Genomic DNA, 12,682 nt, shown 5'->3' with positions numbered 1-12,682 from the left:
CAAAATTCTCACTTCATTTGCTTCTGAGTGCGCTTTCGCGAAAGCGTATAAAAAGATACCTTTGTGTACATGCAAGACGGAAGTACCTTATTAGCTATTTTAGTATTACTCGGAACCATACAAGGGCTTATTACGGTAGTGGTTTTGTATAGACTTCGGGTAAATAAAAATGCCAATAGACGCCTCGCATGGATTATACTATTGATCTCTTTGGTATGTCTCAATTTGTATTTGTTAAATGCGGTGACAACGTCTCATCTTGTCTTAGATCTGATACAAGCGATTGTGCCTTTGGTGGTGATTATGCCCGTAGGTCCGTTACTCTATTTTTATATTCGTGCCTTACTGCATCCTGAGGATACACTCTCTAAGAAAGATAAACGTCATTTTTATACGGTCATTCTGGATGTGATGCCACATATCGTGTTTTTTATACTTATTCTTGGTGGTTTTTTCGGAATATTAGATGGGACAGCTTTAAATACGTTTAGTGATTGGGTAGATGATTATACGACCTATGTTGATATTCCGAGGTGGGTATCTCTGGTGGTGTATTTATGGTTTTCATATGCACTATGGAAAAAACAATCTTTACAGGAAAAGGAAACCGCTTCCGCGAAATGGGCGAAACGATTCTTTATCGGATTTACCCTATTTGCAAGCATCTGGGCATTGCATTTGATTCCGTACAGTATTCCGACACTGTCTGGGTATGTATTAACCACTGTGGGTTGGTATCCTGTATATATCCCGCTAGTGATTTTGGTGTATTGGTTGGGGATTAATGGGTATATCATTGGATATAAAGCGATCTCAAAGAAGTCAACAGCCTTGGTGATTTCGTCTGAAGATATCACACATACGGTACAGCGACTGGAACAATTAATGAATGAAGAACAATGGTATCTCAATGCTACGCTTAAATTACAAGATGTCGTACAACACACAGGTATTCCGCAGAAAACCATTTCTAGCGTCTTAAATCAGCATGTAGGCAAGAGTTTTAATGAGTATGTCAATACCTATCGGGTTGCGGAATTTAAACAACGAATTTTGGATCCTGAAAATGCACACCTCACTATTACGGGTATTGCCTATGATTGTGGTTTTAATTCCCAAGCCACCTTTCAACGTGTTTTTAAAAAAATGACCCAACAGTCTCCCAAAGAATTTAAAGAATCACAGGTAAAGAATTAATATAGTTTTTAAACCGAAAATGTCTTTTCCCAACCCTAAAGGGTGTACATATGCTCGCAATTAGGGAAAGTACACCTTATTTTTTGCTCTCTTTTGGGAAGGAGAAACAGAAAATAGAGGACACTTTTTACATCAAATAAGTCTTTGCATTGAGCTTCCCTCCTAAAAAGGAGGGATTGAGGGAGGTGTTCACTATCATTTTATTGGCGCCGCCAAAGGGTTTAATACTCCGAGGCTTGCCCCGAGGTAGTTTATTAGTTTGAAATCAAAATAGAGTAACACTCTAAAATAGAGCAATACTCTATTTTGAGAAAAGGAGCATCATTTCTGGTTGCATGAGATTGGAAATCAAAAAACAGTGCGTAGTTTTTTAGTTTCTTGTTTGATCTCTCCTAAAGTCGAGATGACGGCATTCGATTCCTCTTCATAAACTCGTTCGGAATGATGAAAACCTATACTCAAATCTAGATTTGAGTAGGTTCTATAAGGGTTTTGGGTTTCTTTTGTGTAACAATTAATTCCCGCGAAGGCGGGAATCTCACCCTTACAAATGAAAAGAAACTATGAAAAATACCTTGTAACTAACTACGTCGTTCTTCACATCGAATATGTTTTTCCTCAATTCTAAAGGGTGGACATATTCTTGCAATTATTGGAACTACATCTTATTTTTTGCTCCCTTTAGGGATGGAGAAACAAAAAATGACAAATAATAAAAAGAAATGAATAAACTAAAAACATGAAACATTGAACATGAAACACATACTAACAATACTCATTTTCCTCCTGACTACAACCCTTTTTGCACAACAAAAAACAACACAACAATTAGAAACCATCGATCAATTCTTAACAGATGAATACCCAAAAAATGAACCAGGTGCAGTTGTGTTGATTTCAAAAGGAGATAAGATCCTATTTCAAAAAGCTTACGGACTCGCTTCCTTAGCGCCTAAACGAAAACTAAAAACCGATATGGTCTTCCGAATAGCCTCCATGACCAAACAATTTACGTCGGCAGCGGTATTGCAACTGGTAGAACAAGGGAAAGTATCGCTTATCGATACAATTCAGCAATATGTACCGTATTATCCTGTAAAACAATATCCTATTACCATTCATCATTTGTTATCACAAACGTCGGGGATTCCAGACTATTTTGATGTTGACGAAGATGAGTATCATTTGCTCGCTAAAGAGTATACCCCAAAAGACATGATTGCCTATTTTAAAGACGAACCTTTACTTTTTGAACCAGGATCAAAATGGGCCTATAGTAATAGTAACTATTCATTATTAAATGCAGTAATTGAAAAAGCGTCTGGTATGAAAAAACGTATCTATATGGAGCAGTTTATTTTTGGACCTCTAGAGATGACGTCTAGTGCTATAGGGGATCCTGGTAACGTAAAAAAGAGACGACTAGTCACAGGATACGCCGAAGATGTACCAGGTGTTTTTAAGGAAGGTCCCGCAATGTCTAAGAGTGTGGGTGGGGTGAGATCTACGGTATATGATTTGTTCTTATGGCATCGTGCTTTGCATGATAAAACAGTCATATCTGAATATGTCGTCTCACAATTAACCACCGAAAAACAGATCAACTCAGGAGAAGGAACTGGCTATGGCTATGGTTTTTTTCTTAAAGAATTACAAGGAAGTCCGACGATACAACACGGCGGAAACTTATTTGGCTTTACAACCAATGGATTGTATTTACCTGAAGAAGACCTTTTTGTTTGTGTGTTGTCTAACACCAAATTTGATAGAACCCCCGAAATAGCAGATTATATAGGTAGTGTCATGATGGATACACCGATTCTTATTAAAAAGAAATCTGAAATTAAACGTGATGTATATAAAGAGTATATAGGAGTGTATCACCTTAACGACGATCCGAAAAAACGTTTTGGAATAGAACTATTTGATACCATGTTAGTCATGGTGCCTTTAGATGCACGAGAAAATGCCGGTGTCCTGCGTCCTATCTCTGATGATTATTTTGATTGTAAAGAAGCGAAAGCTACTGTGACATTTACAAGAAATGAAGCAGAAGAAATTATCGGATATACAGTAGAACAAGATGGAACCTATCATTTTGTAAAGGTAGAATAGGAGAGTGTGGTGAGTCTTTGAGTTTATAAGTTTATTAGATAAGTACTTCCCTCCTAGAAAGGAGGGACCGAGAAAGGTGTTATATGTTACTAGATTTCCTAAAATAGCATAGTTCTCTCTTTTCAACCTTGAGTTTGCATCATTGCTTCGGTAAGCTCAGTATGACATAGATGTTTACGTCTTGAGTCTTTTAATTCATTATATTTTATACGCTTTCGCGAAAGCGTATAGAAGCATTAAAATATAGAAATAGCAGCATCGCTTACGAAAGGATGATCGACTTAAACTAATTGGGTCGTATATACAATTGGCGTTTTTTATAATCAAAGATCCAATGAAAATGCTTCATAATATTTCCTCCCAATATAGCTGTAAAAGCAGTAGAAGTGGGAGTCAAGTTTAAACTGGCTTCCGTATTTTGTAAGGTGGTTTTCGCTAAAATGACTTTTGGAATGATAACTAAATCAGATTCTATAACCGTACCATCGGTACCTTCAGATCGAGAGTTTCTTATTTTTTCAAACTGATTTGCAAGCCCTTTTTCAGAAACTGTTTTATGATACACAATAAGATCTCCATTAAAACCTGTATCAATCATCACAGGGAATTGCACAGGTTTTTCTTTCTTAAATACTGTCATGTCCATATAAAACAGCGCATTCATAAAATCTAGTGATACCTTTTCATAAGAAGTTCGATTTGCGATTGTATTTTTAGAACGATGCACGACAATGATTTGTGATTCATAATCTATTTCCATAAGAAAATCTTCAAAGAAAGGATAGCCTATCACGCCATCAAAAGAATAGTGTTTTTCGGGGTATTCAATACCTATAAGCTCTTCATTTTCACGTTTAAAAGAACCAATTTGGATGGTATTTCCTGCACTTACTTTTTGTGTACTTACGCCATTTGCTCCTGTATTTTCAACAGAATTATTATAATTTAAGTTGAGTTTTTTATCTGTTTGTGTAGTATTTGCGACCATTGCCGAAGCACCCGTATCAAAAATAAAATCTAATTCTTCAGAACCATTTACAGTTACTTTTAGATAAATTCTATTATCAGTACCTATGGTGATAGGAATGGTATCTTGTGAAAAAAGGGTATTTATAGAAAAGAATATACAAAGACTATATAGAATGCCAATTATGAATACTTTCATTGATGCTGATTTATATAGATAACTATATATTGAGAAAGATCGTACTTTTTGATATAAGAAATATTTTAAAATGACGTCTTTTTAACGACAAATGTCCACGTGGCAAAAAATAAGCACTATAGTTAAAAATTATAGTATCTACAATGTTGAATAATTAAATCTTATTTGATCTAAAAAACACGCCTCTTTAAAATAGATGTAAGCAACTTTTAAAAATATTGAATACAAGAAGTTGTTTTTTGTTTTTAGTGTTAATTATGGGCTTTAAAATAAATAATCGTTTTTTAAGCGACATCAAATTCACTTACAAAATGCATCTTGACAGATGGATATTTTTGTTGTGTCATTTGAAGACTAAATGCCGAATCTGCTAAGAAAACCAACTGATCTCTTTTATCTTTTGCCATAAAGCGTTGTTTCACGCGTAAGAATTCTTTGAACTCTTCACTTTTTGGATCTTCAGGATCTACCCAACATGCTTTATGAACATTGAGTGGTTCGTAGGTACATTTGGCGCCATATTCGTGTTCTAATCGATATTGAATTACCTCATATTGTAAGGCTCCTACAGTTCCAATAACTTTACGTCCGTTCAATTCTAAGGTGAACAACTGTGCCACACCTTCATCCATAAGCTGATCAATACCTTTGGCTAACTGCTTGGATTTCATTGGGTCAGCGTTGTTAATGTATCTAAAATGCTCAGGCGAAAACGAAGGAATCCCTTTATAATGAATCTCTTCTCCAGAGGTAAGTGTATCACCAATTTTAAAATTACCAGTGTCATGTAATCCTACAATGTCTCCTGGATAAGAAATATCTACAATTTGTTTTCGCTCTGCAAAAAATGCATTTGGACTGGAGAATTTTAATTTTTTCTTATTGCGTACATGTAAATAAGGAGTATTACGTTCAAATACACCAGAGACAATTTTTATGAAGGCCAGACGATCTCTATGCTTTGGATCCATATTGGCATGAATCTTAAATACAAAACCAGAAAAGTCTTTTTCATCAGGATGTACTAAACGTTCTTCACTTTGTTTTGGTCGTGGGGTAGGGGCAATTTCGACAAAACAATCTAGAAGTTCACGTACTCCAAAACTATTTAAAGCGGAACCGAAAAATACAGGTTGTTGTAATCCATTTAGATAGGCTTCTTTATCAAAATCGGGATATACGCCTTGTACTAATTCTAGTTCTTCTCTTAAGTTTTCAGCAGCATCACTTCCTACGAGATCATCAAGTATACTATCTTGAATATCTGATACTTCTACAGTTTCTTCTATGTTTTTTCTACTATCACCACTAAAAAGATTTACATTTTTTTCCCAGATATTATAAATTCCTTTAAAGTCATATCCCATCCCTATAGGAAAACTTAATGGCGTGACTGATAAGTGTAATTTTTGCTCTATTTCATCTAGTAATTCGAAAGCGTCTTTTCCTTCTCGATCTAACTTATTGACAAATACAATCATGGGAATATTACGCATTCTACATACTTCCACAAGTTTCTCGGTTTGTTCCTCTACTCCTTTGGCAACATCAATAACAACAATTACACTATCTACAGCTGTGAGTGTTCTAAAGGTATCTTCTGCAAAATCTTTGTGACCAGGTGTGTCTAGAATATTAATTTTAGTTCCCTGATATTCAAAGGCTAATACAGAGGTTGCTACAGAAATACCACGTTGACGTTCTATCTCCATAAAATCACTGGTAGCGCCCTTTTTTATCTTATTAGATTTTACCGCTCCTGCTTCTTGAATTGCCCCACCAAACAGTAATAATTTCTCTGTTAAGGTAGTTTTACCTGCATCTGGATGCGATACAATACCAAAGGTCCTTCTTCTTGCAATTTCTTCTTTTACACTCATGAATTATAGATCGATTTTAGAAATGCAAATATAAAGGAAACCTAGGAGTAAAAAACTACGTATATATAACTGGAAATTGAAAAAAATATAAGTAATAATTCAGTGTGAAACTATAGTTTTTTCATAAAAGGGAAGCAGTTTAATGACAAGGTCTTCTCACAATTTTATATTGTTATTATTTACAATACGTGCCTCATTAAAATGTATTTTTTAACTGATATTTAATCCCCTTTAGATTTGATTTTGAAGTATCTATAGTAAAATAAGCCTAATTTTTAATTTTTATGATTTTTTCAGGTATACGCTTTCGCGAAAGCGTATATAACTTACTGAAAAGACTGTAATTATAGATATATAAAGAGGTTGTTGGTGTTTTGAGTTACTATTTTTGAGGCTGTTTTTACATGTGTATGTATTCTGTACAAAATTTTACGGGATTACCGTAATTTGTGTAGTTCATCGATGATTTAGTCACAAAGGTCTAAAAACTAAAATAATACATTTTAAGTTAGTTATAATCAAATATATTTGGATACCCAACTTGAGTATTAATAGAAAAATAATCTGTATAAGATAAATGTAATTATTATGGTAGAGTATATAAATAGACATATAAATCTATTTGCTCATGGGGAAACTTCAATAACTACTACATATTCAAATTATGTAGTTACTATTCTTAAATCTTAAAATAGACATTAAGAATAATAAGACCCTCTGAACAAATTATAATATAAGATATACAACAATAATGATACAGCAATCATCCTAACGTGAGACCTGTGTCATGATTTTTGATTTGATTACACTCATTAATGAAAAATAAACGTAATATGAATTATAACTACTTAAACGTCTTAAAATCCCAAGTTTTAGCACTAAGTGTTATGATCCTGTTTGTAGCTTCTACAAAAGCCCAAACAGTCACAGTAACCGGAACACAAAATAATGCCGCTATAGATCAGGTGACATTACAGGTAAATGGAAGTCCGATTGTACAGAATAATGCTTCTGGCAATAGTAATCCAACGCCTCCTAATGCAGAAGTGACTATAGATAACATTAGATTGGAAAATGGAGAGCAGATATTTGTAACGAATACAACGCCTTCGGTTTCTAATCCTAATCCATTAATAGGTTCTAGTTCTGTTCCTGGCAATAGTATAGGAGTTGTTCGTGCTAATCAAACACAACTTATACCACATACAAGTCCAAATTATTTACCAGAATTAGGGAATGTAGTTGGAAGTACAGATTTACGATCTTATTGGACTATAGAGTCTAATTCAATTCCTTCTGGAGAACGATTTGTTGATATGGTATATACCAATCAAATTCCTAGAAATGGATATTTATTAGTAAGTGAACGTAATGGAAATTCAGGAATTGATTTTGTTCCTCTAGATGTTAATGGAAATGTCATAGCAGGAGCTACACAAGTTCAAGTAAGAGGATTTGAATGGGATACAGGGGTAAATCATCAAACAAATATTCCCAACCAGACACAATCAATAGTTGCTTTTAGTGCTGCTTTATTCAATACGAATGAGCAGATTTTTGGTTTTAGAGTTATTAGTGTTAATGAGCCTGATGGAAAATTATTATTCTTTGTAAGTTCTATTTCTGCAGGTCCTGATAATGCGGGAGTTATTGATGGTAATACAGGGGAAGATAATGTTATAAACGTTTTAGATAATGATCAGCTTAATGGAGAATTCCTTAACTCTAATGATGTTACTTTATCTGTAGTACAACCAGATCCAAATGGTTTTCTAACACTTAATCCAGATGGGAGTGTAGATGTTGCGCCTAATACGCCTACGGGGGAATATCAATTTATATATGAAATATGTGATGGTACGGGAGCTTGTGATCAAGCAGTCGTTACTGTAGATGTTATAATGACGACAATAAGGGATTGTACGTGTAGCCCTTTTGTAGAAAATGGAAATTTTAATAATCCTACCTTAATATCTGGTTCAAATTTACAGATAGGTGCCGTATACCGTTTTTCTAATGTTTTTCCTAATATAGATGCGCTTGTAGAAATAGAAGAATTTGCAAATGGGGCTTCTTTATTAGAAATAGATGTTGCTAACGTTGGGATAGGAAGTGCTTTTCAACCGCAAATTAATAGTACTAATAGTGGAGATCAAAGTGTACTGTTTGATATTAAATTTGTTACTTCTGGCGGAAGTGCCGCAGATCAAGTTTTACTTTCATTTTTTGGAACACCTTTAGATATAGATGGAAATGGGGATAGTGCTAGAGAATATGCAGAATTATCACTGCCTGATGCCTATTATGTATCTAGTAATACACTTATAAATGTAAGTAATGATGCTACATTTGTAAGAGGAGAAGCACAAGATGATACAACGGCTCCAGGAAGCGATATTTCTGAAGACCCTAGGTATACATTTAGTAATTATTATGAAAATTATTCTAATCTTAAATATAGAATTGGAAAATTAGATGATGATTCTGATAGATTTTATTCTTTAAACCTTACCAATGCTACCTATGTAGATCCAGTGTCTATATTTATAACAACGCCAGTTATTTGTGGTAATGTTAGTGATGAAGAAGGGAATCCACTAGCTAATGTTCAGATTGTAGTAGAAGGAGATGATAATACATCTGTTACAACACAAACTGATGCAGATGGAAACTATAGAGTAGCAACAGAGATTGATGATATTAATGCTATTGTAAATTATGAAATTAGAGAGACAGATTTAGCAGGTTATATTTCAATATCTGATGTAGATGGGGCTAATGACAATTTGATTAGCCGTACCATAAATGTACAATCTAGTTGTGATAATGATTTTGTAGATGGTTTTGAATTAATTATTAGTGCAGAAGGACAAACTGATGTACTATGTAATGGTGAAGCTACGGGTTCTCTTGAGGTTTCTGCTACTGGAGGTGTTGCACCATATCAGTTTAGTATTGATGGGGGAACAACGCAAGCTAGTGGTGTATTTAATAACTTATTAGCAGGAACTTATACAGTTACAGTAACTGATGCTTTAGGTAGAACAGATGATATTGTTGTAACGATTACTGAACCCGATAGTGCTTTAAGTGTTAATATAACTAGAATAGATGCTACAACAACACAAGGATGTTTAAATGGAGAAGCTACAGCAACCCCAAGCGGAGGAACAGCGCCATATACATTTCAATGGAGTGCAAGCGCAGGAAATCAAACAACAGCAACAGCTACTAATTTACCAGGAAATTTTAATGGTAATGGAGCTGGCGTTCATTCAGTAACAATTACGGATGCTAATGGATGTGAATTAGTACAAAGTGTTATTATCAATTGTAGTGATACGTGTGATGCTGTAATAGCAATACAAGATGTTACTGATGTACTTTGTGCTGGAGAAAATACAGGAAGTACAACAGTAAGTGCGATTTCTAATGCAAATCCAGCAGCCTTATTTACATTTACATGGAATACAGGTCAAATAGATGCAGGAGTTACTTCTAGTACCTTGAGTAGTTTAACAGCAGGAGTATATACAGTTAGTGTAACGATAGATGGAACCGTATGTTTAGCTGTTGAACAAAGTGTGACAATTACAGAACCTTCTAGTTCAGTAGAAGTTAGTGTATCATCTACAGATGAGACGGGTCCTGGATTAAATAATGGAACCGCAACAGCCAATCCAACAGGAGGAGTTCCTCCATATACCTATTTATGGAGTAATGGTGAGACTACACAAACAATTACAGGATTAACACCAGATACATATACAGTTACAGTGACTGATACAAATGGTTGTGAGGCTGATAATACGGTAATCATCAATGAAGGTAGCTGTCAAAATTTAGCAATTACAACCAGTGCAACAGATGTAAGTTGTAATGGTTTTTCAGATGGAACCGCTTCATCAAATACAACAGGCGGTGTAGGTCCATTTACATACTTATGGAGTAATGGAGCTACTACAGAGAATATTACTGGATTAGTTGCTGGTTCTTATACAGTAACAGTAAGTGATCAAACAACAGGGTGTACAGCTCAATCTACAATAACAGTAAATGAGCCAAGTATATTAAGTGGCGGAATTGCAGTAAATAATGTATTATGTTTTGGAGATAATACGGGATCACTTAACTTGACAGTAAGTGGTGGAACATTTCCATATACATTTGCATGGAGTAATGGAGCTACAACCGAAGATATTATAGATTTAGTAGCAGGAGATTATTCAGTAATTGTTACAGATGCCAACGGATGTACAATTACTGTAAATGCTACTGTTAGTCAACCTACTAGAGCTCTTGATTTATCAGGAGTTTCAATAGATGTATTATGTAATGGAGAAGCTACAGGGTCTGTAGATATTACAGTAATTGGCGGGACACCTCCATATACATATGCATGGAGTAACGGTGAAACTACAGAAGATATATCAAATGTATTAGCTGGGAATTATACAGTTATAGTAACAGATGCGAATGGCTGTACTATTTCAGATAGCTATACAATTACAGAACCAGACAGTGCTTTAAGTGTTAATATAACAAGAGTAGATGCTACAACTGCACAAGGATGTTTAGATGGGGAAGCTACAGCTGTACCTAGTGGCGGAACACCTCCATATACATATCAATGGAGCGCAAGCGCAGGAAACCAAACAACAGCAACTGCTACTAATTTACCAGGAAACTTTAATGGTAATAGTGCAGGTGTTCATTCAGTAACAATTACTGATGCTAATGGATGTGAATTAGTACAAAGTGTTATTATCAATTGTAGTGATACGTGTGATGCTGTTATTGCCATACAAGATGTTACTGATGTACTTTGTGCAGGTGAGAATACTGGAAGTACGACAGTAAGTGCAAGTTCTAATGCAAATCCAGCTGCCTTATTTACGTTTACATGGAATACAGGTCAAGTAGATGCTGGAGTTACCTCTAGTACGTTAAGTAATTTAACTGCAGGAGTATATACAGTTAGTGTAACGATAGATGGGACTGTATGTTTAGCAGTCGAGCAGAGTGTAACAATAACAGAACCAGCAAGTCCAGTAGGAGTAACGGTATCATCTACAGATGAGACGGGTCCTGGATTAAATAATGGAACCGCAACTGCCAATCCAACAGGCGGAGTTCCTCCATATACTTATTTATGGAGTAATGGAGAAACGACACAAACAATTACAGGATTAACACCAGATACATATACAGTTACAGTAACTGATGCCAATGGATGTGATGCTACCAATACAGTAATTGTAAATGAAGGAAGTTGTCAAAATTTAGCAATAACAACGAGCGCTACTAATGTAAGTTGTAATGGTTTTTCAGATGGAACCGCTTCATCAAATACAACAGGGGGTGTAGGTCCATTTACATACTTATGGAGTAATGGAGCAACAACAGAAAATATCAGCGGTTTAGTTGCAGGAACATATACCGTAACAGTAACAGATGGTTTTACCAATTGTACGTCTCAATCAACAGTAACCGTAAATGAGCCAAGTATATTGAGTGCTGGAATTGCTGTTAATAACGTATTGTGTTTTTCAGAAAATACAGGTTCGCTTAACTTAACAGTAAGTGGTGGTACATTTCCATACACATTTGCATGGAGTAATGGAGCTACTACCGAAGATATTATAGATTTAGTAGCAGGAGATTATTCCGTAATCGTTACAGATACCAATGGATGTACAATTACTGTAAATGCTACTGTTAGTCAGCCAGATAGTGCTGTTACTGCAGACGTATCTACTACTAATGAAAATGGAGTAACTGCTAATGACGGAACAGCAACTGTTGTTCCTTCCGGAGGAACACCTCCTTATACTTTCTCTTGGAGTAATGGAGAAACAACGGCTACAATTACAGATTTAGACGCTGGAGATTATACAATCACAGTAACAGATGCTAATGGATGTATTTACGAAGAAACAGTAACTGTAGATTCAACAAATCAAATTCCTGACCCGGAAGATGATACTGCTACAACTCAAGAAGATATTGGTGTAAATATTGATGTTACAGATAATGATGATTTTGGAGCAGATGGACCATCAATAGGTACAATTGTTATTACTTCAGTACCTTCTAATGGGATGGCTGTTGTAAATGATAATGGAACGCCAGATGATCCTACTGATGATACTATTGATTATACACCAAGTCCTGATTTCCATGGCCAAGATGTATTTTTCTATCAAATAGAAGATAGTAATGGAGATACTGCTATTGCTCAAGTTACCGTAACAGTAACCCCAGTAGAGGATGTGATGGATGATACGGCTACCACTCCAGAGGATACTCCAGTTGATATTGATGT

5 protein-coding genes are annotated in these 12,682 nt (G+C 35.2%); 3 read left to right on the top strand and 2 right to left on the bottom strand.

Going from position 1 to position 12,682, the window contains the following annotated elements; genetic code table 11:
- Positions 1-69 precede the first annotated feature (69 nt).
- Both Q1A60_RS19185 and Q1A60_RS19180 read left to right on the top strand, forming a co-directional pair.
- On the top strand, positions 70-1,197 hold the full coding sequence (locus Q1A60_RS19185; RefSeq protein WP_299768204.1) for a helix-turn-helix transcriptional regulator: 1,128 nt from the start codon (positions 70-72) through the stop codon (positions 1,195-1,197).
- Between the two features lie 753 nt (positions 1,198-1,950).
- Positions 1,951-3,312, top strand: a complete 1,362-nt coding sequence (locus Q1A60_RS19180; RefSeq protein ID WP_299768201.1) for a serine hydrolase domain-containing protein — start codon at positions 1,951-1,953, stop codon at positions 3,310-3,312.
- A 286-nt stretch (positions 3,313-3,598) separates the two neighbouring features.
- Here Q1A60_RS19180 and Q1A60_RS19175 read toward each other — a convergent pair whose 3' ends face one another.
- Together Q1A60_RS19175 and Q1A60_RS19170 are read right to left on the bottom strand one after the other, a co-directional pair.
- Positions 3,599-4,477, bottom strand: a complete 879-nt coding sequence (locus tag Q1A60_RS19175; protein WP_299768199.1) for a retropepsin-like aspartic protease — start codon at positions 4,475-4,477, stop codon at positions 3,599-3,601.
- Positions 4,478-4,761: 284 nt separating this feature from the next.
- On the bottom strand, positions 4,762-6,357 hold the full coding sequence (locus Q1A60_RS19170; RefSeq protein ID WP_299768196.1) for a peptide chain release factor 3: 1,596 nt from the start codon (positions 6,355-6,357) through the stop codon (positions 4,762-4,764).
- A gap of 833 nt (positions 6,358-7,190) precedes the next feature.
- Here Q1A60_RS19170 and Q1A60_RS19165 point away from each other — a divergent pair.
- The coding region (locus Q1A60_RS19165) for an Ig-like domain-containing protein (RefSeq protein ID WP_299768193.1) at positions 7,191-12,682 on the top strand (5,492 nt) is incomplete at its 3' end.

It is taken from the genome of uncultured Dokdonia sp. (assembly GCF_947492535.1).
Classification (GTDB): domain Bacteria; phylum Bacteroidota; class Bacteroidia; order Flavobacteriales; family Flavobacteriaceae; genus Dokdonia.
This window is presented reverse-complemented; position numbering and strand designations above follow the sequence as displayed.